Raw genomic sequence first — 22,466 nt, 5'->3', positions numbered from 1 at the left:
ATAGGTGCAAAGTTAAACATTCTTCCCTATTTATTGCTACCTGATACTTTGCCTGCTTTTTGGGGAATACCAGGCTGAGTGATTTCAAAATTCTCCTCTTTTTTAGCGTCAGCCACAATTTTACGAACATCAGCCAAAAGCTTTTTGGCGTCATAAACAATGCCATCTTTGACGGTATATTTTACGCCACCCGTACGAACTACCTCGTTTTTGTCGTTCAGACGAATCGCGCCTGTGCCGTAAAGGACTTTCAAATTGGCCAGTGGGTTTTCTTCGGTAATGACAAAATCGGCCAATTTTCCAATTTCAACCGAACCAATTTCTTTGTCCATTCCCAGTGCTTCTGCTCCTTTGATGGTGGCTGCCCGAATGACTTCCATCGGGTGGAAACCTGCTTCGCGGAGCAGTTCTAGCTCGCGGATGTACGCAAAACCGTACAGTTGGTAAATAAAGCCTGAATCAGAACCCGTTGTTACGCGACCACCTCGGTTTTTGTATTCGTTGATAAACGCCATCCACAACCGATAGTTTTCTTTCCACGCTACTTCTTGTTCCGTGCCCCAATTGTGCCAATACGACCCGTGCGAAATTCGGCTTGGGCCATAAAAACGCCAAAGCGACGGCAGGGTATATTCGTCGTGCCACTCTGCGCGGCGGGCGAGCATCAGTTCGCGGTTGGCTTCGTAGATGTTGAAAGTAGGGTCGAGGGTAAAATCTAGTTTCAACAATTCTTCCATCACGTAATTCCAACGTTCTGAACCTGGTTTAGCGGCTTGCTTCCACAGTTTTCCTGCTTCTTCAAAACGATTTTGCTCATTGTTATAATTATAGTCAGCAGGGTAGTTTTGTACGGTTTTGTCGTCAAAAAGGGCTTCTGGTAAGCCATACCAGTGTTCCATACTGGTGAGCCCCGCTTTGGCGGTCGCTAGTACGTTCATACGCGCTACTTCGGTTTGGGCGTGGTGGCAAGCCGAGCCAAGGCCGAGTTTTTTGTTTTCTTCCAGTGCCGCCTTGAACACATCGGGTTCGGCGCCAAAAAATTTGATGCCATCGGCACCTTTTTGGGCGTTTTGACGTACCCATTCGCGGGCCTGTTCGGGGCTTGTGATGAAATCTTTCGCGCCTTGTCCAAACACCGTGTAAGCCTTGATGCGTGGGGCGGTAATCAAGTTTTTGTTGCTTTTTTCTTTTTGGTCAAGTACCCAGTCGAGCCCGTTGCCGCACGACGGGTCGCGAACGGTAGTGACACCGTGGGCCATCCAAAGTTTAAAAACATACTCGGCGTTGGCTCCTTGCTGAACGCCACCGATGTGTCCGTGCATATCCACAAACCCAGGCATGAGGTACATGCCTCGGCAGTTCAGTTCTTTGTCGGTGGAGCTTGCTTTGATGCCGTCTTGGGCGGGCATACCAGGGTAGCCTGCTTGGCGAATTTGGACAATTCGGTTGTTTTCAACCAAAATATCCATGGGGCCGATTGGCGGTGAACCGGTGCTATTGATGATGGTAACGCCCCGAATAATAAGGCGTTTGTGAGGGCCATCACCTTCGGCGCGGTTGGGGGCTTTTTGGACTTGAGCCAAGAGCCCAAACACTTGAAAGCAAAGAAGAGAGGTTAGGAGAAGTTTACTTTTCATATAGTGTCAAAAAGGTTGATGAGCAAAAATTAAAAAAGAGCGAGGACCGCATCCTCGCTCTTTTTTGTGAAAATCTGACTTATATTTCGTCGATTTCTACTTCTTCTTCTACTTCTGTGCCGCTTTGGGCATCTTTGATGGTTTTATTTTCTACCCCTTGGCGTTTCTCTTTGAACTTCTTGATTTGGCTTTTGAGGGCTTCAAGGGCGAGGTCGGTGGCTTCTTCAAATGACTTGCCTTTTTCTTTGACAAATAGCTCACCGCTAGGTACTTTAATTTTTACTTCTAGGATTTTATCTTTGACTTTACTGCTTTCGCTTTTATCTAATCGGAGATAAACTTCTCCTCCTGTTATTCGGTCATAGAACGTTTCGAGTTTTTCAAGTTTTTTCTGAATGAATTCTAGCAGTTTTGGATCTGCGTCGAAGTGGATAGCGTGCATTTGCAGTCTCATAATTTTACGCTTTAAGTTTAACAATCATTTGCAACCGCATTCGTGGATTTAAAAAGGGTAAAAAATAGCGGTCTGTCACAAACAGACCGCTATTTTCAGGACTTCGGTCCACCTGTCACGATTGTGAGTCTAAACTGTGTATTTATTTTGAGAAAATCAAGGACTGCGGCTACTTTTTTTGAAATTTTATTTCAACTCGCTCAGGGCCAACGTATCCATGTCGGTATAGACATAGTTCTCTCCTGCCATCGCCCACAAGAACGAATAACTTGTTGTACCAGCACCCGCGTGAATCGACCAAGGGGGTGAAATGATGGCTTGCTCGTTGGCAACCAATAAGTGCCGCGTCTCGGCGGGTTCACCCATAAAATGGAAAACGCGGTGGGCGTCATCTAAGTCAAAGTAAACGTAGATTTCGGTACGGCGGTCGTGGACGTGCGGCGGCATGGTGTTCCACACGCTGCTGTATTTCATGGACGTCATACCCATCACCAGCTGACAACTTTCGAGGCCATCGGCATGGATGTATTTATAAATGGTACGCGTATTGGCCGTTTCGGGTGAGCCCATATCGGCTGGGCTTGCATCGGCGGCTTTCATCATGGCCGTGGGTACGGCGCGGTGAGCGGGCGTTGAAACAAGGATAAACTTAGCAGGAAATTCAGGGTCAAGGCTTTTGAAAGTGACGGTTTTATTGCCTTTACCAACGTACAAGCAGTCCCGCTTTTGAAGGGTAAACAACTCATCTTCGACCATCACAAAGCCATCGCCACCGATATTAAGAATGCCCAATTCGCGACGTTCTAAAAAATAGTCGGAGCGAAGTTCGTCGTAGGTTGGCAGTTTGTGCAACTGGCCGACGGGCTTAATTCCGCCCACAATCATGCGGTCGTAGTGAGAATATACAAAATGGAATTGGTCGGGGACGAACATTTTTTCCATCAAAAACTCTTCCCGAATACGTTGAGTCGTATAATTTTTAAAATCGACGGGATTGGTCGTATGGCGTACCTGAATGTGCATGAGTAAAGGTTATTTTAAGATTGGTTCTAAGGCTTTGTTGTTTTGGTCGAGCCATTCGGTGATTTCTTCTACAATTTGGCGAACGCCAATTTCTGGTTTCCAACCTGTCAGACGAGTCACTTTGCTGTTGTCTGTAATGTACATCCGAATATCCGCCGTGCGGGTTTCGGGTACTTGTTTGATTGGAATGGTTTTACCCGTTACTTCTTGGCAAATTTGGGTCAATTCTTGGAGCGACGTGCTGCTTTCTACGCCTCCACCTGCGTTCAAAATTTCGCCATTTACTTGGTCGATGTTGTGTAATTGCCAATCAATCAAACGGTACAAATCTGCTACATGGAGCATGTCGCGGGTTTGTTTTCCCGTACCACCGTAGCCAAAATACCCGAGTTGTTGTTCCCAATAGTGTTTGGCAATCCAAAGTACCATCACACCTTGATCGACTTTTCCCATTTGCCAAGGCCCAGTGATGACGCCACAACGGTTGATGATGGTACGAAGGCCATAAAACTCGTTGTATTCTTGAATCAAAAGCTCAGAGGCGAGTTTGGTGGTGCCGTACAACGAACGAGCGCCGTCGAGCGGGAAATCTTCGGCAATTCCCTTAGACGATACGCCTTTTACGGGTTGGTCGTCGGTGAGAGAAAAGCGCGTTTCTTCTTCCACAAAGTTCAACGTTTCAATCGTTTTGATGGGGTAAACGCGGCTCGTTGAAAGGAATATAAAATCAGCTTTGTGCTTGAGGGCGTAGTTGAGGCAGTTGACCGTCCCGAACAAATTGGTATTGATGAGGTAGTCGGGCGTTCCGTCAAGCCCTGCCAATACAGAAGGCTCGGCCGATGCTTCGATGACCGCATCGACGGCGGGCAGCGAGTCAAAGTCTTCTTTGCTACGAATGTCTCCGTGGACATACGTAATGCCCGCTTGGGTCAATCGAGAAACGTTAAGTTCTGAACCTTTTCTTTTTAAATTATCTAAGCAAAAGATTTCGTACGATGGGTAATTGGTTTTTAGCGCAATGGCTAGTGATGAGCCTACAAAACCAGCTCCACCTGTGATTAATATTTTCATTTTTAACTATAAATACGTTTTAATTTAATGTTTTCGGCTGGACGAATAATGAGCGGTACTTTCTCGATTTTTACCGCGCTACTGTCAAGTCCAAACCATTTGTCTTCGCTGGTGGTAAAGCCTTTGATAAAGAAATACGCTTTCATAATGGCTTGTTCAAACAGCGGAAGTTCGTTTTCGAACGACAAGAACTTCTCTAATACTACAAACCGAAAATCGCCGATAACATTGTGTCGGTTGAGCGATTCATAGCGGCTTGTGATGTCAACTTCCTTGTTTTTTACCATTTCTTCAATCACTTTTTTGAAGTAAAGGTTGACCCGTTGTTCGATGCGGAACCCTAGGCGGAAGTTTACCCGAATGACATCGTCAGGCTCGATGACATTTACTTTGTACTCCATTGTATATGGGTCATCGGTGGTATCGACGTGGACAAACCAGTAAATATCGGCGCGTTTGGGACGCTTTTGGAAGATGGAGTAAATCACTTTTGATTCAATTTCCGACATACGCGACGCGTTACTCATAAAAATAAGGTGGGTAGCGTATTTTGGAATCGAAATGTCTCGGCTTAGTTCTTTGAGCGAATCTACGTAGTCATTGAGTTTGACGTATTCGGTCAAACGGAGTTTGATATAAAATGCTCGGTACCACACAAACATCAATCCTGCAATCATGGAGCCAATAACGAGGGATACCCACCCACCGTGCGTGAATTTTACGAGATTGGCGATCAAAAATGAGCCTTCTATGGTAATGTAAATTGCCATAAAAATAATTACTCCCCACATTTGGTATTTTTTGGCGTAGAGGTAATACGACATCAATATAGTAGTCATCAACATGGTCAGGGTAATGGCAAGGCCGTACGCAGCCTCCATAGCAGATGACTCCTTGAAATACAATACCACACCTACGCAGCCCAACCACAACAATAAGTTGACGCTTGGTACGTACAACTGTCCTTTTTGGAGACTTGGATAACGCAAACGAACTTTAGGCCAGAAGTTGAGGCGAATGGCTTCGCTTACCAGCGTAAATGACCCCGAAATCAAGGCTTGACTGGCAATAATAGCCGCCGAGGTCGCAATCGCAATTCCAGGAAGAAGAAACCAGTCGGGCATAAGCTCATAGATAGGACGGCGTCCATCCAGCGATTCTCCTGCGTGTGAAATTAGCCAAGAACCTTGACCGAAGTATTGGAGAATTAAGCAAATCTTAACAAATACCCAACTTACGCGGATGTTGGCACGACCACAATGCCCTAGGTCAGAATAAAGGGCTTCTGCCCCCGTTGTACACAAAAATACCGCTCCTAACAACCAAAAACCTTCTGGTTTTTCAAACAATAACTGATAGGCGTAATAAGGGTTGATGGCCCGTAAGATAGTCCAATCTTTGGCAATCCAGATGATACCGAACGTGCCCAACATGGAAAACCAAATAAACATAATGGGACCAAAAGCACCGCCCACTTTGTTGGTACCGAAAACCTGCACCAAAAACAGCGCGGTAATAATCCCAATGACAATAGGGATGGTTTGAATATCAGGATAGATAATCCGTAACCCTTCAATGGCGGAAGAAACCGAAATAGGTGGCGTGATGATACCATCGGCCAAGAGGGCAGCTCCCCCAATAATGGCAGGTACTGTGAGCCATTTAGCATGACGGCGTACGAGGGCATAGAGCGCAAAAATCCCTCCTTCGCCGCGGTTGTCGGCTCGAAGAATCAGTACTACGTATTTGACAGTAGTTTGGAGGGTTAGTGTCCAAAAAACGCAGGAAAGGGCTCCCAAAACCGTTTGAGGCGATATGATAGGGTCTTCCTTAAAAATGCTGTCCATCACGTACAGCGGAGAAGTACCAATGTCGCCGTAGATAATCCCAAAAGCAATCAATAACCCAGCGGCTGAAGCTTTGTCTAGGTGGTGGTGATGCCCGTTATTACTTTCCATGAAAAAAATATTGTGAATGAATAATTGAAAACACTATCTGGAAGGGTGCTATTGGTGAAAGAAGACCAAAAACATGGATATGCCCTAAAGCGTAGTTTATCAGTGGGTTTTTTAAAAAATCGGACAAATATAAAAGTCTGTAACATCCGTTGTTCTCGGAAGGCCAAAATTATTCGTCATACCTACTAAAACCGAGGTAAATACCTGCTAAAAGTCATAAAATCACCCACTAAAGCTGCTTTATCCATAGCATCAACCAGTCAGTTTTTAGAAAAAGCGCAACGATAAGCACCGTCAGCGCTACTACCAAGGCCATTCCAGCAGGCTTTGGGGTGTCGTGGTTAGTTTCTGGCGCCTCCTTAAAAAACAGATAAAAGGGTATTTTGAAGTAATAGACCAAGGAAATGACGGCGTTGAGTAGCCCTACCACCAAGAGCGTGGTAAGCAAAGAAGAAGGGGCGGTGGTATTGGCTTCCCAAAGGGCAGAAAAAACCAAGAGTTTGGAGGTAAAGCCCGCCGTGGGAGGTAAGCCTACCAAAGCCACCATGACTATGACAAAACAAACGGCAAGCACGGGCAGTTGTGCCCCTTTGCCTGACAAGGAAAGTAATGTTGGGCGGCCAGAGCTCACCAAGTCAACCAATAAGAACGCGGCGAGGTTGGTCAAGACATAAATAACAATATAGAACGTAGCGCTTTCAAAACCTGCTTGGCTGAAAGCCACCACGCCTACGAGTGCAAAACCCGCTTGTGCGATGCCTGAATAAGCCAAGAGTCGCTTGAGGTCGTTTTGCCAAAGTGCCGACAAATTTCCTAGTAAAATGCTGCTAAGTGCCAAGAGTGCCATTAGTTGCTGGAAATCGGCAGGGAGCGCGCTCAACAACCGCATCAATAAGAGCAGCGCAGCGGCTTTGGGGGCAGTTGATAAAAAGGCAACAATAGGCGTAGGGGCTCCTTCATATACGTCGGGTGCCCACACGTGAAAGGGAACCAAGGAGAGTTTGAAAAGAACGCCACCAAGTGTCAGAAAACCGACAATCAATATAATGACGGGGTGGTTTTGGGCAAGATGATTGGCAAAAACTTCGCTTGTGAGGTCGAGTGAGCCCGTCATTCCGTATAGAAATGAAAGGCCATACAGCATAATGCCTGAGCTCAGTGCACCAAAAAGTAAGTATTTAATCCCTCCTTCGGCGGCCAACTTTCCTTTGCCAAGGCTTGCCAACAAATACGAACCAATTGAAACAAGTTCAATCGACAAGTAGAGGCTAAGGCCATTGACGGCCATGGTCATAAAGCAAAGCCCCAGTACAATGGCGAGTAGAAGGGCGTAAAACTCAGGCGGTAATTGGGCGTGAGTGACGCGTATATGTAGAAGAACAAAAAGGGTAGTGATCAGTACAAGCCCCTTGAAAAAAACAGCCTTGGTGTCAAGATAAAGCAGGTGGTGAAATAAATAGCCTTCGGGGGCGTTCCATTGGAGAATGACCAACAGCAGCCCAGCTAAACTTAGTCCAAACGCTGAAAACCACAAAATGGCGGATGTCTGCTGTGACCAACGCGTTAGTTTCAATACTAACTCGGCCGTAACCAACAGCAGAAAGGCAAAAGCCAGCCATGTTTCGGGCACAACCCGTGGAAGACTTTCGATGATATGGAGTAAATGCTCTTTGAGTTGCAAGGTCGTTCGATTAATTTGCCAGCAAAAGTACAATTCAACATGAAAAAGTCATTACTCTGTCTCGGATTGATTTTAGCGACCATCGCTGCCCATGCCCAAGGAATGTTCATTCAAGACATCAACGGGCGTCCTATTTTTGAAAACGGCTATACCGAAATCGAAGGCTCGCCTTACCTGAAAGATGAGTGGGTGAGAGGAACGGTGAAAGCCAAACACAACGGCAAAACCTACGAGTTGGCCAAAATGCGGTACGACACGTACAAAGATGAACTGGAGTACGAAGAGAACCAAAAATCGTATCGGTTTAGCAGTGAGATTACCGAATTTGCCACCACAGATGGGGTTTTTCGTAACAATTTCCCTGCTTATGAGTCACTTTCTGGACGAAATTTTTACCAAATACTGTCCGACGGAAAAGTGAAGTTGTTGAAACGAACAGTGACAAAAATACAGACCGAAAAACTGTATAGTTCAGCCACAACGACGAAGCGTTTTGCCAAAGAAGAGTTTTTGTATTTGTATAAAGACGGAGCGATTATTCGTCTTAAAAAAGATAAGAAGGCGTTGTTAGAAGCTCTCAGCGATAAACAAGCCGATTTGGAGGTGTTTATCAAAGAGCAAAAAATTAAATTCTCGAAAGAAGAAGATTTCTTGCGCGTGATTGAGCGCTATGAGCAGTAAAATAACTTAGGCGTCAGAGACGCAAAACCATGCCCGCCCCGACGGAACGTCGGGGCGAGAAAAAATAGTTAAGCTAATGCCGCTACCCCTGGAAGCACTTTGCCTTCCATATATTCGAGAAGGGCACCACCACCTGTCGATACGTAGCTTACGCGGTCGCCGTAGCCAGCGTTGTTGATGGCAGATGCTGAGTCTCCTCCACCGATGAGCGAAAACGCATCATTTTGCTCCGTCGCCTGAACCACCGCTTCGGCAATGGCGTTGGTACCTGTGGCAAAGTTCGGAAACTCAAACACGCCCATTGGGCCGTTCCAAAGAATCGTTTTAGAATTACGAACGGTTTCTTCAAACAATGTGATGGTTTCTGGGCCGATGTCCAAACCTTCCCATCCATCTTCGATTTCTCCCGTTTTTACGATTTGGCGGTTGGCATCATTTGAGAAAGCATCCGCGCAAACGTTGTCCAAAGGCATTAAAATATTCACGCCTTTTTCTTTGGCTTTTGCCAAAATTTCAAGCGCTAATTCTTGCTTATCGGCTTCCAAAAGCGATTTTCCAATCCTTCCACCCAAGGCTTTGGTAAAGGTATAAGTCATACCACCGCCGATGATAAGGTTATCTACTTTGTCTAATAAGCGCTCAATGATAAGGATTTTGTCCGAAATTTTGGCACCTCCCATGATGGCCGTAAATGGGCGTTCGGCTTGTTCCAACACGCGTTGTGCGTTGTCGATTTCGGCCTGCATGACGTAGCCACACACGCGGTCTTCAAAAAACTGACCGATAACGGCCGTCGAAGCGTGGGCGCGGTGAGCAGTTCCGAAAGCGTCGTTTACCCAAACATCGCCTAGTTTTGAAAGTTTTTCGGCAAACTCAACGTCGCCTTTTTCTTCTTGCTTATAGAAACGAAGGTTTTCCAACAACAAAACTTCGCCTGGCTGAAGCGCGGCCGCTTGTTCGGAGGCCGAAGCACCGATGCAATCGTCAGCAAATTTTACAGAGACACCCAAAATCACTGAAAGTGGATTGATAAGGTGCTTGAGCGAATATTTTTCGGTCGGGCCATCTTTCGGGCGACCTAAGTGCGACATCAAAATGCAAGAACCGCCGTCTGCCAAGATCTTACGAATGGTAGGTAGCGTAGCTTGAATACGAGTGTCGTCAGTAATTTCAAATTTTTCGTTGAGAGGAACGTTGAAGTCAACGCGAATGAGGGCACGTTTGCCCGCAAAATTGTACGAATCTACGGTTTTCATAGGATTCAAGTGGGTTGAAAGATTATTTTTCAGGGCAAAAATAGTTTTTTCGCTCTATTAACCCTAGTAAAAGGCCATTTAGCCGTGTTTTTGGTGAAATTCTTGGAAAAAGAAAAAAAAATCTACGAATTGACTAAGGGGAGAAGCCGCTTTTTGTGACTTACCTTATAGAACCCGAAAAAAAACGATCCATGGCCGAAAATCAACCGAGCCAACCCCAGCCTTCTAACCGTCCGTTTCAAAGGCCAGATGTTGAGCCAATACTCCTTGACGTTGAGTATCTTATCCGACAAGCGTTTGAGGAAGATGCACGGCGAGGCTATGAACTGTTGTTTCGGCGCTACTATCGCCCGCTGTGTAGCCAGGCGGTGCGTTTTGTGTATTCAAGGGCGGTGGCCGAAGATTTGGTGAGCGAAGTATTTTTTAGCTTTTGGAAAAACCAAGCGCAGCTTCACATCACAACCACCTACCAAGCTTATTTGTATTCGGCCGTTCGGAAGCGGGCGTATTCGTACTTACAGCGCGAGTTTCACCAAGAGATGACCATTACCGACGAGAATGCAGAAGGTATCAATAACAATGTAGAGATTGATCCAGAGCAGTTGTTGCAATATACCGAATTATACCAGCGCATCGAAGAAACTGTGCGTACGCTGCCTCCGCAGTGCCAGCGGGTGTTTGTGATGAGCCGCTTTGAGGGGAAAAAACACCGCGAAATTGCCGACGAGTTGCAGATTTCACCCAAAACGATTGAAGCCCACTTGAGCCGAGCCTTGTCACAATTGCGACAAGTACTGCGAATGGGGCTTTTTTGCGGACTCATGTTTTTTGTTCCAGCCACTTCGCCTTCCGAAATATCCACACCATCACCAACCTATTGTCATCAATGAACAAGGCCATAATGAAAGAACTGCTGTTTGCGCATTTTAGCGGACGCTCAACGGCACTTCAGCGAACGACGATTGCCGATTGGCTACAACATCCCGAAAACCAGCTTTTGTACGTGGCTTGGCTCGACGAATGGGAGCGTCAGCACCTTCAGTACATGGCCGAAGAAGAGGAGGCTTTGGCATTACTAAACGAGCGCATTGAGGTATGGGATCAGCAACAAAATATAGAAGAAACAGAAGAAAGCTCCGAACTGCCCGTTCGCCGAAGGTTTACCTTTAGCCAGTGGCTGGCGGCGGCTTCGGTGGTGTTGGTATTGGTGGCAGGAATGTATGCAGGAAGAAGTTATATTTTTTATCAAACGATTGAAACGGCTTTCGGAGAAACTCGCCAACTGACCTTGCCCGACGGATCGCAAGTTTCGCTCAATGCCCATTCGTCTTTGCGTTTCCCTCGGTTTGGATTTGGCCCACGCTCACGGGTAGTGTGGCTGACGGGTGAGGCTGCTTTTTCCGTAAAACATACTCCAACGCACCAACGGTTTTTGGTGAAAACTGCCCGTGGGGTACAGGTGGAGGTGTTGGGAACGGAGTTTAATGTGTTTGACCGCCCCAGCGGAACCAAAGTCATATTGAGTAAAGGGGCAATTCAGCTCAATTATACGGGAGCTAAAAAAGCGGTGAGAAGCTTGCGGTTGAAACCAGGCGATGCCGTCAACGTGGATGCTAAAGGAAATCTGACGCAGATGCGCATCGACGAGCCCGAAGTAAGTTCAGCTTGGAAAGAACATCGCTTCAATTTTAACAGCACGCCCGTTCGGGAAATTGTGGAATTACTCCACGACAACTACAACTTGCGGGTTGTCCTTAAAAATCAGGAGATTGGCGAACGAACAGTGACGGGCTCGTTTCAGGCCGATGATGCAGACGAGTTTTTACAAGTAGTGGCCGAATTGCTCGAAATCAACTACAAACAAAAAGATTCCACGGTTACATTTTTTGAATAAGACCCAAACTTTACCCTTTTCTAACTACACTGTTTATGCGCTCTATTTTTATCCCAACTACGCTGGTAGGGTTGCTTACTGGCGCGTTGTTGGTCGAACCTCAACTTGCCAATAGTCAGGCAATGGCGATGGTCAGCTCACAACAACGCCCCACATACTCCGCTCCATCAGCGACGACCACCCGCCTTTCGGATGCCTTAAATGGGCTGAAAGCCAAGTACAAAGCTGACATTTTGTTTGAAGACCGAACCGTAGCTAATCTGACTGTTCCGACCGATGTGTTGGCGGGAGCTACTTCGCTTGAAAATGCGCTCTCTCGTTTGTTAAAGCCCTTTAACTTGCGTTATAAACAAGTAAAAACAGGAACTTGGGTGGTATTGGCCAAAAAATCGTCGGCTTCGGTCGGGGAGGCCCGATTTCCCGTTACGCCTATCAACGAAGAAAATCAACCCCAAACCGACCCCGCCTCCAACAGCTCATTGACCACGGTTGAGACGTTAGGGCCGCTCGAAACCCGTGCCGAAGAAGTGACCATTAGTGGAACGGTAACCACCGCAGATAATAACGGGGTCATCCCAGGAGCAAACGTAGTTGTAAAAGGAACAGTCCGTGGTACAACCACGGATGCCAACGGGCGTTATCAATTACGTATTCCCGAATCGGTAGGAAAAGCGAGTGGATTGGTGCTGGTGTTTTCGTACGTTGGTTACGAAGCACAAGAAGTGACGGTGGGCAACCGAACCGAAATCAACGTTCAACTGAAAGAAAGCGACCAATCACTCAATGAGGTAGTGGTTGTAGGATACGGAACCGTACGCAAAAGCGACTTGACGGGCTCGGTGATGTCGTTGAAAGCCCAAGATTTGACCCGTGGCTCCAATATCAACCTTCAACAAACCTTGGCAGGGCGTGCGCCTGGGGTGCAGGTTTACCAAAAAAGTGGTGAGCCAGGTTCGGCTATGAGCGTGCAAATCAGGGGAATAACTTCCATTACGGGAAACAACGATCCGCTGTATGTAGTAGATGGCTTGCCCGTAAACGATGGAACGGCGATTGGGTCGGCGAGTGCGGGGGGAACTACCAGCAACCCCAACAATCGCACACCACTCAATAGCTTAAACCCTGCTGATATTGAGTCAATAGAAATTCTAAAAGATGCCTCTGCTACTGCCATTTACGGTTCGCGCGGAGCAAACGGAGTGGTACTCATTACTACCCGTCGAGGCAAGGATGGGAAGCTCAAAGTAGAATATAATGGAACACATGGTGTACAAAAAGTGGCCAATACGCAGCGTTTTTTGACGGGAACGGAATATACCGATGTCATCAATTCCATCATTGATTTGGGAAAACTTTCGACCCCAAAAGTGACGGGAACCAACGCCAACACCGATTGGCAAAGTTTGTTGCTTCGTGATGCTCCCATTCAGTCACACGACCTTTCGTTTAGTGGGGCAGGAGGCAATACCCGTTATTACATTTCGGCGGGTTATTTCAACCAAGACGGGATTATGCTCAAATCGGGAACGAGTCGTTATAGCGCCCGAATGAACCTCGAAAACGGGGTGGCCAATAAATACAACGTAGGGGTAAGCCTGAACACCTCTTACACCAGAGATTACTACAATGCAACGGGAGTAGGGCTAAACGATAACGCCAGTGCGCTGTACATGGCCCAAAATTATGACCCAACGGTGCCTGCTTATAACCCCGACGGAACGTACTATCGCTCGTCGTTGATGGCACCGATGGATAGCCCGTTGGCGGTGATTAATGGACAGTATGGGATGGGAGATACGTACCGTACGTTTGGAAATATTTATGCCGAATATTATTTCTTGCCTTCGCTTTCGGCCAAAGTCCGCGTAGGAGCTGATTTCAACGACAACCAACGCTATTTTTGGATTGACCCCAGTACGTTGACGGGGCTTTCGTACAACGGTTATGCCGATGTTCGCGATGGAAAACGAGGTTACTACCTGACGGAAGGAACGCTAAATTTTAACAAAGAAGTTAAAAACCATCGCATTAGCGCCGTGGCAGGAGCTACCTACGAACGCTACACTTCAAGTTCTATCATTGCCAATTCGCGTTCTTTTGCCTTGCCCGATCTCACGTTCAATGCGCTCGGTACGGGTGATAATACCCTGAATGGCGTAGGAAGTGGTCGTCAAGAAAATAAATTGGTGTCGTTTTTAGGGCGGGTGAACTATTCGTTTAACAGTAAGTATCTGCTAACGCTGTCGATGCGGGCCGATGGCTCGGCGCGTTTTGGCCCCAACAAACGTTTTGGTTATTTCCCGTCGGCGGCTTTGGCGTGGCGAATTCAGGACGAGGCTTTCTTGAAAAATGTAAACTTCTTGAGCGAACTTAAACTACGCGCCAGCTACGGCGCAACGGGCAACCAGCCGACCATCAACTATTTATATTTCTCTACTTTTTCGGCAGGACGCAATGCCGTTTTCAATGGCAACCGCTACAGTTCGTTGCAGCCATCGCGCAGCGCCAATCCTGACTTGCAGTGGGAGTCAGCCGTGCAAGCTGACTTAGGGATTGATTTTGGTTTCTTCAATGGTCGCCTTACGGGTAGCATCGACTACTATAACCGTAAAACTTCTAACCTTCTTTACGACATTCCACAACCAGCGAGTACGGGTTTTGGAAGCCGCATCGAAAACGTAGGAAGTATGCGTAATACGGGAGTTGAGCTTGCTTTGAAGGGTATTTTGACCGATAAAAACGGTTTCCGTGTCGATGCTGGTTTTAATATAACAACTCTCAAAAACAAGGTGTTGAGTCTTGGTAAAGTGCCTCAATTTATCGGGTCTGGCCCAGGCAGTATTGGCCAAGTGAGTATTCTGAAACCTGGCGAATCCATTGGCTCGTTTTATGGCTACCTCGTGGACGGCGTTTGGCAAACGGGCGAAGACTTTACCCAAGCGCAATCAGGGGTGCGGCCAGGCGATTTGAAATACCGCGACCTTGATGGAAATAAAGTTATCAATGCCAACGACCGAGTGGTGCTTGGCAAATCGCTGCCCGATTTTTTCTATGGTTTCAACACCAGTGCTTCGTACAAAACCTTGGCATTGGATATTTTCTTGGAAGGCTCACAAGGCGCAAAAATGCTGAACAGTAGCTTGGTGGACGCGTATTATCCAGTAGATTATCGTCGGAATAAATTGGCGGTTCCGTACCTAAACCGTTGGACACCGACTAATCCTACCAACGATTACCCTTCGTTTTTGCCCAACGACGTGCAAGGCCAACGCCAAGTAACCAACAAAACCGTCGAAGATGCTTCGTATTTACGTGTTCAATCGGTGCGGTTGTCGTACAAAATTCCCGTACCTAAAAACCGCTATTTGGGCAGTGCTTCGGTGTTTGTGAATGGTCAAAACCTGTACAATTTTACCAAGTATTCAGGTGCTGACCCAGCAGCCAATGCTTTGGGAGACAATATTTTACGGATTGATTACAATACCTATCCGCTAACGCGTACTTACACAGTGGGGGTTAATTTGCAATTTTAAATGACAAATCAAATGAGACAATCATTCAAATATAGCTTAATCATCGGAGGGTTTCTGATGTTGACTTCATGCGAAAAAGCACTGGAAGTATCGCCGAGGTCTGAGTTTTCGCCCGACAACGTACTCACGTCGGAAAGCGGCATCAAAGCGTTGCTTTTTTCAGCGTACGCACACCAGCAAACTCAATCTAATTCGCGCTATGTAATCAACGATTCGGAAGTTTGTACCGACATGGGTTTTAACACGGGTGGCGCTGAAAATGGACAACTTATTCAGTTAATTAATTTTACGTGGGATCCGACGCTCGGAACGTTGGCGGCCGATATGTGGGATCCTAACTACCGCGTGGTACGTGATGCCAACGGGGTGATTGAAAACATTGGGAATGTGACTGCGGCGGAGTCAACCAAAAAACTTTATAAAGCCGAAGCGCGGGTCTTGCGGGCCCAGGCGTATGCACTTTTGATGACTTTTTTTGGAACGGTACCCCTGCGGACTTCCACCACACAACCCGCTGATTTGGCACGGGCAACGGAAGAAGAGCTAAAGGCGTTTGTCGAAAAAGAAATCACGGAGTCGATTCCCGATTTACCTGACCCAGGCAAAGAAGAAACCTATGGGCGTTTCAGTAAAGGCGTGGCATACAGTATTTTGGCAAAATTTTACCTCAATACCAAACAATGGCAAAAAGCGGCCGATGCTGCCAAAGCCGTGATGGATTTTAACTACTACGCCCTTAATCCTGACTTTGTGGGGATGTTTAGAGTCGAAAACGAAGGTGCGGCCAACCGTGAAATGATTTTGACCCTCCAATGTCGCCCCGAAGATCCTTTTGGTAATTGGTACCAAGCAGGAGCACTGCCTCCAGGCTACAAAAGCAGCCCGCAGTTCCCGAATTTTATCTATAAAACCACTATGTCGAATTTTGCGACGCAGTACCGCTTGCGGACGGCATTTACCAGTTCGTTTGTGCCTAACGACAAACGTTTGCAGTTGATTTGTACCAGCTATGTTAATACCAACAACCAAACCGTCGATTTATCAACGGGGGATAATGCGCGTAGTTTTAAGTATTGGGATAACAATACCGTTGGGAATAACAGTGGAAATGATGTCCCAATACTGCGTTATGCCGATATTTTATTGACCAGAGCAGAGGCGCTGAACGAACTCAATGGCCCCACAACGGAGGCATTTACGTTGATCAATCTCGTTCGTACACGGGCAGGAATTCCCAATTTGACCCAGACAGACACTCCCACAAAAGAGGCTTTTCGGACGGCCATTTTTAGAGAAAGAGGCTGGGAGTTTGTTTCGGAAGGCAAACGCCGAGAAGACCTCGTTCGTCAAGGGACGTTTATCTCATTAGCACAAGCGCGCGGTATCACCAATGCCAAGCCCGAACGCGTGCTGTTTCCGATTCCACAAGCGGAAATTGATGCCAATAAGCTTTGTGTCCAAAGTCCTGGTTATTAATGGATTAATGGGGTGTTAGGTTTGTAATCAATGGCAGAAAAGCATAAAGGGTATTAGTTTTTGGCCAAAAGTGTCTTAAACTATTGATTGTAAACTTTTCACTGTGAACTAACTATCTAACAAATCATCATTTTATGAAACAAGTAACACTTTTTGCGATTGTTTTGCTCCTCACGGTATCTACCCTCAAAGCACAACCTCGCTGGACGGCTCAACAGGCAAACGACTGGTACAAAAAACAGGGTTGGATCAGAGGTTGTAACTTTCAGCCAAGCACGGCCATCAACCAATTAGAAATGTTTCAGGCGGAGTCTTTTGATCGCCAAACCCTTGATAAAGAACTAGGCTGGGCCGAACAATTGGGCTTCAACGCCATGCGGGTGTATCTGCACCACATTGCGTGGACGACCGATGCGCCAGGTTTTAAAAAACGCCTCGACGAGTACCTCGCTATTTCGAGCAAGCACGGAATCAAAACCATTTTTGTGTTTTTTGACGACTGCTGGAACGACGAATACCACCCAGGCAAGCAGCCTGCCCCTAAAACTGGCGTCCATAATAGCGGCTGGGTACGCGACCCAGGTACGATGATTCACAACCACCCAGATAGCTTGGGAATGTTGGAAAAATACGTAAAAGACGTGATGACGACTTTCAAAAACGACAACCGTATTTTGTTGTGGGATTTGTACAACGAACCAGGTAATAACCAATACTTCGCCAAAAGTTTGCCTTTGTTGAAATCGGTGTTTGCGTGGGCAAAAGAGGTAAATCCTTCGCAGCCAATCAGTGCAGGTGTATGGAGCTGGGGTGAAAAATTCAAAGAATTGAACAAGTTCCAAGAGGAGAACTCAGACGTGATTACGTACCACCACTACGGCTACGTGGACAAGCACAAAGAATTGATTGATAAACTTCGCCAGTACGGACGCCCGATGATTTGCACCGAATACATGGCGCGTCGCAACGGTAGCTTATTCCAAACCATCATGCCGATGCTGAAGCAAGAAAACATCGGTGCCATCAACTGGGGCTTTGTAGCGGGTAAAACCAATACGATTTATGCGTGGGGAACACCAATGCCCGATGGCAAAGAGCCTGAGTTGTGGTTCCACGACATTTATCGCACCGACGGAACGGCTTTCAGCCAAGACGAAATCAGAACAATTAAATCCTTGACAGGGAAAAAATAACAATTCTTTGGTAATTGTTGACACAGAGTTCCACGGAGTACTTCACAGAGTTTCACGGATTTTGAAATTTTTTTTGTTTTTGATAATCACCGAATGAACCTCTGTGTAAAACTCTGAGATACTCTGTGTCCACAAAAAATATCGAAGTACTAAAATTAAGAGTATGAAGAAAAAAGGGGTAGTGGCTTCGGTGGGTTTAGCCGTGGCAGTGTCGGTAGGGCTAACGGCGTTTTATTCAAAACCGTCGCGTTCAAAAGCGGATGCACGTCCGAACATCATTATCATCATGGCCGACGACATGGGGTATTCGGACCTAGGCTGCTATGGCGGCGAAATCAAAACCCCCAACATCGACTACCTCGCCAACAACGGGCTGCGTTTTACTCAGTTTTACAACACATCCCGTTGTTGTCCAACGCGCGCCAGTTTGCTAACAGGTTTGTACAACCACCAAGCAGGCATTGGTAAAATGACCGACGAAGAATCGACACCAGGGTACCGTGGGCATTTGGCCGAAAATACCGTGACCATTGCGGAGGTATTGAAGGCTGCGGGTTATCAAACGGGTATGACAGGAAAATGGCACGTGTCGAACACCATCGTTCAGAAAAACCCCAAAGATCAGCTCGATTGGCTTAACCACAAAAAGGACTTTGGCGATTTTGGACCGCTAAACCAGTACCCTACTGCGCGTGGTTTTGATAAGTATTTTGGGAACATTTGGGGCGTAGTTGACTTTTTTGACCCTTTTAGTTTGGTGAATGGGACAAAACCTGTGACGCAAGTTCCAAAGAATTACTACCACACGGATGCCATTAGCGACTCCACAGTAGCTTATATTCAATCGTTTGCTAAGTCGTCGTCGCCGTTTTTCTTGTACGTGGCACACACCGCCCCGCACTGGCCGCTGATGGCCCTGCCTGAAGACATTGAAAAGTACAAAGACACGTACAAATCGGGCTGGGATGCGATTCGGAAAAACCGTTACGAACGAATGGTGAAAATGGGTTTGATTGACCCCAAAACCACGCCATTGTCGGAGCGTTGGGATAAACAACAAACGTGGGAAGCAAACGCCGATAAAGAATGGGACGCACGCGCCATGGCCGTTCACGCGGCGATGATTGACCGCATGGATCAGGGCATCGGCCGTATGTTGCAGACACTACGCGAAACGGGGCAGTTGGAAAATACCCTCATCGTCTTTCTTTCGGACAATGGGGCAAGTCCAGAAAACTGTGCGGCTTATGGCCCAGGTTTTGACCGCCCCAACGAAACGCGCGACGGTCGGCCTATCTCGTACGATTTGAAAAAACAAGTGATGCCAGGGCCACAGACATCGTTTGCGTCGATTGGGCAGCGTTGGTCAAACGTAGCCAATACCCCTTACCAGTACTGGAAAGCAGAATCATCCGAAGGAGGTGTTCGCACGCCAATGGTGGCGTTTTGGCCCAAAGGAATCAAAGCGAAAAAAGGAAGTTACAGTGCTCAAATGGGGCACGTAATGGACTTTATGCGTACCTGCGTAGAAATTTCAGGAGCAAAATACCCGCAGACGTTTCAGGGGCGTACCATTTCGGCCTCGACGGGGCAAAGCCTCGTGCCTGCATTTCAGGGAAAAACCAACGGAGGGCATACGAGCCTGTTCAATGAGCACTTTGGCGCGCGTTATGCACGGTCGGGAAGTTGGAAGCTGGTTTCAGCAAGCCGCGATACTACGTGGCAGTTGTTTGACTTGGCCAATGACAAAACTGAAACCAATAACCTCGCGGCCAAGTACCCCGAAAAAGTAAACGAATTGAAAAAACAGTGGCAAACATGGGCTAAAACCCATCAAGTTTTGCCCAAGCCTAGCACGGTCAGACGATAGTCAGACCGCAGTAGCTAACTATGAAGTTGTCAGACAAACCTCCTGAGGGAGAGGTAGAATGTTTGTTTTCTTTCCAGAACATAAGCAGTTTCTGGTAGAGCAAGCATCACCTCTCCTTTTGGTATATATTAAATTAACCTCTCAAATTCATTAATCATCACTGTATGTTTAACAACAAACCCGCCATCTTGTTACTTGCCCTGAGTGGATGCCTTTCCCTGACGGACGCAGTCGCACAGACGCTACGTCCGCCTTCGTACCCACTTGTTACGCATGATCCTTATTTTAGTATTTGGAGCAACACCGACCAATTGACCGAAGGCCCCACTCGCCACTGGACGGGGCGTCCGCATTCGCTCGAAGGCATTGTTCGGGTGGACGGCAAGTCGTATCAGTTTTTAGGAGCTCCTCCAACTTTATACCAAGCATTGTTGCCAACGGGCGAAAACAAACCGTACGAAGCGCTTTATACTACAGTGAAGCCATCGGCGGGCTGGGAACAACCTGATTTTGTTCCCCAAGGCTGGAAAACGGGCTCGGGTCCTTTTGGTGACTCGCCTGCTTCGCGTACACCGTTTCACAATGGAAAAATTGACAAAGACGGAATTTTTATCCGTCGCGAGTTTAACTACGACGGGCAAGTGGATGCTTCTAAGCTTTTGCTGACCCTTATCAACGACGACGATGTGACGGTGTACCTCAACGGTACGCGTATCTTCACAAAGCCTTGCTGTGCAGGCGAATACATCCATTCTCCGCTTTCGGCCGAAGGCCAGAAGGCGCTTCGTAAGGGGCGTAACGTGTTGGCGGTGCATTGCATTAGCCCCATCGGGGAGTCGTTTGTGGATGTAGGGTTGGTAAGTGTCGTTCCTACGGCGCAGGCGGTCACAGCTACGCAAAAGAAAGCCACCGTCACGGCGACCCAAACCAGTTATGTATTTACCGCAGGGCCTGTGGAATTGGACGTTAACTTCTTGTCGCCCCTGTTGATGGATGAATTGGAAGTAGCCGCTCGTCCCGTAAGTTATGTGACGTTCTCCACGCGTTCGTTGGACAATAAACCCCACTCGGTACAAGTGTATTTTGGCGAATCGGCCTTGGTCGCTACCAACGTGCCTTCGCAAGAAGTAGTGGCCGAAACCAAGAAAGACGGCAAGCTCGTTTATGCGTCCGTAGGAACCAAAGAGCAGCCTGTGTTGGGTAAAAAAGGTGATAACATCCGCATCGACTGGGGCTATGCGTACTTGGCCGTGCCTGATGCGGCAAGCAGTGTGGTGACGGGGAATCCTGACCAATTGAAAAACGATTTTAAAGCAAAAGGTCAATTGACGGCTACTTCTTCGACGGTCTCAGGAACAGCGGGCGAGTTGGCCATGGCGACGGTCGTAAACTTTGGCAATGTTTCGGGAAAAACCACGGCTAAACACTTGCTTTTGGGCTACGATGATGTGTATTCGGTACAGTATTTTGGTCAAAACCTCCGTGGATGGTGGCGCCGCGACCCTGCTACGACCATGCTGAAAACGTTACAAACCGCCGAGACAGACTACCAACGTTTGGTCACTAAAAGCACGGCATTCGATAAAAAAATGTACGATGACGCGACCAAAGCGGGTGGAAAATCGTACGCTGATTTGTGCCAATTGGCCTACCGACAAGCGATTTCAGCCCACAAAATCGTGGCAGGGCCGAAGGGGGAAGTGTTCTTTTTGTCGAAAGAAAACTTCTCGAATGGGTCGATTGGAACGGTGGACGTAACGTATCCATCGGCTCCGATGTTTTTGTTGTACAACAACGAATTGGCCAAAGGGTTACTGCGCTTCATTTTTGATTATAGCGAATCGGGACGTTGGAAAAAAGACTTCCCTGCGCACGATATTGGTACGTATCCGCTTGCCAACGGCCAAACTTACGGCGAAGATATGCCCGTGGAAGAAGCAGGAAATATGATGATTTTGACGGCGGCTTCGGTAAAAATGGACGGTAATCCAAGCTTTGCGCGTGAACACTGGCCGATGTTGACCAAATGGGTGGAGTTCTTAAAACGCGACGGTTTCGATCCTGCCAACCAACTTTGTACCGATGACTTTGCGGGGCACTTGGCGCGTAACGTTAACTTGTCGGCAAAGGCCATTGTTGGAATTGCGTGTTACGCTCAAATGGCTGCGCAATTGGGTGAGCAAAAACTAGCCGATGAGCATTTTACGTTGGCGCGCACCTTGGCCCGCCGTTGGATGGAGATGAGTGCCGACGGTGACCACTATGCACTTACGTTCGACAAAACCGCAGGAAGTTGGAGCCAGAAATACAACATTGTTTGGGATAAATTGCTCGGTTTGAACGTGTTTCCGAAAGAAGTTGCGCAAAAGGAAATCGCGTTTTACCTCAAAAAACAACAAGCGTACGGTCTTCCGCTCGACAGCCGCAAGACGTACACCAAGTCGGATTGGATTGTGTGGACGGCAACCATGGCTGATTCGGACGCCGATTTTAAAGCGTTGGTTGACCCCGTATGGAAATATGCCAACGAAACCCCAACCCGCGTACCACTTTCTGATTGGCACGAAACTACCAACGCCAAGCAGGTAGGTTTTCAGGCTCGCTCAGTGGTAGGAGGGTATTTTATCAAAATGCTGGCAGAGCGTTTGGAAAAAGGGAAGTAGAGAAGATTAGTCTTTCCAAGTTTCAAAAACTTGGAAAGACTAACTGTTTTTCAAAGCTAAGGTTAAACGTATTTAG

15 protein-coding genes are annotated in these 22,466 nt (G+C 47.3%); 8 read left to right on the top strand and 7 right to left on the bottom strand.

The genetic code is table 11. The features are described from left to right. Positions 1 to 26: 26 nt before the first annotated feature. From AC23P2_RS03195 to AC23P2_RS03170, 6 genes are all read right to left on the bottom strand, one after another. Entirely contained in the window at positions 27 to 1,637 is a 1,611-nt protein-coding gene (locus AC23P2_RS03195) for an amidohydrolase family protein (protein WP_487771853.1), read from the bottom strand. Between the two features lie 79 nt (positions 1,638 to 1,716). After that, the gene (gene hpf, locus AC23P2_RS03190; protein WP_487771852.1) at positions 1,717 to 2,091 is read right to left on the bottom strand and encodes a ribosome hibernation-promoting factor, HPF/YfiA family; all 375 of its coding nucleotides are present in this window, start codon (positions 2,089 to 2,091) and stop codon (positions 1,717 to 1,719) included. 186 nt (positions 2,092 to 2,277) lie between these two features. Next, on the bottom strand, positions 2,278 to 3,114 hold the full coding sequence (gene kduI / locus AC23P2_RS03185) for a 5-dehydro-4-deoxy-D-glucuronate isomerase (protein WP_487771851.1): 837 nt from the start codon (positions 3,112 to 3,114) through the stop codon (positions 2,278 to 2,280). 9 nt (positions 3,115 to 3,123) lie between these two features. After that, positions 3,124 to 4,185, bottom strand: a complete 1,062-nt coding sequence (locus AC23P2_RS03180; protein ID WP_028524828.1) for an NAD-dependent epimerase/dehydratase family protein — start codon at positions 4,183 to 4,185, stop codon at positions 3,124 to 3,126. Between the two features lie 2 nt (positions 4,186 to 4,187). Further along, a complete protein-coding gene (locus tag AC23P2_RS03175; protein WP_487771850.1) occupies positions 4,188 to 6,143 on the bottom strand; it encodes a KUP/HAK/KT family potassium transporter in 1,956 nt (651 codons plus the stop codon). Between the two features lie 229 nt (positions 6,144 to 6,372). Beyond that, positions 6,373 to 7,824 (bottom strand): NADH-quinone oxidoreductase subunit N, encoded by a 1,452-nt coding sequence (locus tag AC23P2_RS03170; RefSeq protein ID WP_487771849.1) that lies wholly within the window; start codon positions 7,822 to 7,824, stop codon positions 6,373 to 6,375. A gap of 39 nt (positions 7,825 to 7,863) precedes the next feature. Here AC23P2_RS03170 and AC23P2_RS03165 point away from each other — a divergent pair, with 39 nt between their 5' ends. Continuing rightward, on the top strand, positions 7,864 to 8,505 hold the full coding sequence (locus tag AC23P2_RS03165) for a hypothetical protein (protein WP_487771848.1): 642 nt from the start codon (positions 7,864 to 7,866) through the stop codon (positions 8,503 to 8,505). Between the two features lie 68 nt (positions 8,506 to 8,573). On the opposite strand, the gene AC23P2_RS03160 is transcribed toward AC23P2_RS03165, so the two are convergent. Then, entirely contained in the window at positions 8,574 to 9,761 is a 1,188-nt protein-coding gene (locus tag AC23P2_RS03160; protein WP_487771847.1) for a phosphoglycerate kinase, read from the bottom strand. Between the two features lie 191 nt (positions 9,762 to 9,952). On the opposite strand from AC23P2_RS03160, the gene AC23P2_RS03155 reads away from it, so the two are divergent. The 7 genes from AC23P2_RS03155 (at position 9,953) to AC23P2_RS03125 (ending at position 22,390) form a co-directional block, all read left to right on the top strand. Continuing rightward, positions 9,953 to 10,651 (top strand): RNA polymerase sigma-70 factor, encoded by a 699-nt coding sequence (locus tag AC23P2_RS03155; RefSeq protein WP_487771846.1) that lies wholly within the window; start codon positions 9,953 to 9,955, stop codon positions 10,649 to 10,651. Beyond that, positions 10,648 to 11,655, top strand: a complete 1,008-nt coding sequence (locus AC23P2_RS03150) for a FecR family protein (RefSeq protein ID WP_487771845.1) — start codon at positions 10,648 to 10,650, stop codon at positions 11,653 to 11,655. The genes AC23P2_RS03155 and AC23P2_RS03150 overlap by 4 nt, the downstream gene beginning before the upstream one ends. Before the next feature lie 35 nt (positions 11,656 to 11,690). Next, a complete protein-coding gene (locus AC23P2_RS03145; RefSeq protein WP_487771844.1) occupies positions 11,691 to 15,188 on the top strand; it encodes a SusC/RagA family TonB-linked outer membrane protein in 3,498 nt (1,165 codons plus the stop codon). Between the two features lie 12 nt (positions 15,189 to 15,200). Then, on the top strand, positions 15,201 to 16,664 hold the full coding sequence (locus AC23P2_RS03140) for a RagB/SusD family nutrient uptake outer membrane protein (RefSeq protein WP_487771843.1): 1,464 nt from the start codon (positions 15,201 to 15,203) through the stop codon (positions 16,662 to 16,664). Between the two features lie 134 nt (positions 16,665 to 16,798). Beyond that, positions 16,799 to 17,857, top strand: a complete 1,059-nt coding sequence (locus tag AC23P2_RS03135) for a cellulase family glycosylhydrolase (protein ID WP_487771842.1) — start codon at positions 16,799 to 16,801, stop codon at positions 17,855 to 17,857. A gap of 163 nt (positions 17,858 to 18,020) precedes the next feature. Then, positions 18,021 to 19,727, top strand: a complete 1,707-nt coding sequence (locus AC23P2_RS03130; protein WP_487771841.1) for an arylsulfatase — start codon at positions 18,021 to 18,023, stop codon at positions 19,725 to 19,727. A 164-nt stretch (positions 19,728 to 19,891) separates the two neighbouring features. After that, positions 19,892 to 22,390: a glutaminase family protein gene (locus AC23P2_RS03125; RefSeq protein ID WP_487771840.1), complete on the top strand. Its 2,499-nt coding sequence runs from the start codon at positions 19,892 to 19,894 to the stop codon at positions 22,388 to 22,390. Positions 22,391 to 22,466 lie beyond the last annotated feature (76 nt).

It is taken from the genome of Runella sp. R0.1_18 (genome assembly GCF_057652155.1).
The sequence above is the reverse complement of the archived record's forward strand: the minus strand, read 5'-3'. Positions and strand labels throughout refer to the sequence as shown.

What these genes read in the sequence shown, in the direction of transcription:
- AC23P2_RS03135 (WP_487771842.1), top strand. Translation starts at nt 16,799, where the DNA reads ATGAAACAAGTAACACTTTTTGCGATTGTTTTGCTCCTCACGGTATCT.
- kduI (WP_487771851.1), bottom strand. Translation starts at nt 3,114, where the DNA reads ATGCACATTCAGGTACGCCATACGACCAATCCCGTCGATTTTAAAAAT.
- AC23P2_RS03180 (WP_028524828.1), bottom strand. Translation starts at nt 4,185, where the DNA reads ATGAAAATATTAATCACAGGTGGAGCTGGTTTTGTAGGCTCATCACTA.
- AC23P2_RS03140 (WP_487771843.1), top strand. Translation starts at nt 15,201, where the DNA reads ATGAGACAATCATTCAAATATAGCTTAATCATCGGAGGGTTTCTGATG.
- AC23P2_RS03155 (WP_487771846.1), top strand. Translation starts at nt 9,953, where the DNA reads ATGGCCGAAAATCAACCGAGCCAACCCCAGCCTTCTAACCGTCCGTTT.
- AC23P2_RS03160 (WP_487771847.1), bottom strand. Translation starts at nt 9,761, where the DNA reads ATGAAAACCGTAGATTCGTACAATTTTGCGGGCAAACGTGCCCTCATT.
- AC23P2_RS03150 (WP_487771845.1), top strand. Translation starts at nt 10,648, where the DNA reads ATGAACAAGGCCATAATGAAAGAACTGCTGTTTGCGCATTTTAGCGGA.
- AC23P2_RS03125 (WP_487771840.1), top strand. Translation starts at nt 19,892, where the DNA reads ATGTTTAACAACAAACCCGCCATCTTGTTACTTGCCCTGAGTGGATGC.
- AC23P2_RS03130 (WP_487771841.1), top strand. Translation starts at nt 18,021, where the DNA reads ATGAAGAAAAAAGGGGTAGTGGCTTCGGTGGGTTTAGCCGTGGCAGTG.
- hpf (WP_487771852.1), bottom strand. Translation starts at nt 2,091, where the DNA reads ATGAGACTGCAAATGCACGCTATCCACTTCGACGCAGATCCAAAACTG.
- AC23P2_RS03175 (WP_487771850.1), bottom strand. Translation starts at nt 6,143, where the DNA reads ATGGAAAGTAATAACGGGCATCACCACCACCTAGACAAAGCTTCAGCC.
- AC23P2_RS03195 (WP_487771853.1), bottom strand. Translation starts at nt 1,637, where the DNA reads ATGAAAAGTAAACTTCTCCTAACCTCTCTTCTTTGCTTTCAAGTGTTT.
- AC23P2_RS03145 (WP_487771844.1), top strand. Translation starts at nt 11,691, where the DNA reads ATGCGCTCTATTTTTATCCCAACTACGCTGGTAGGGTTGCTTACTGGC.
- AC23P2_RS03165 (WP_487771848.1), top strand. Translation starts at nt 7,864, where the DNA reads ATGAAAAAGTCATTACTCTGTCTCGGATTGATTTTAGCGACCATCGCT.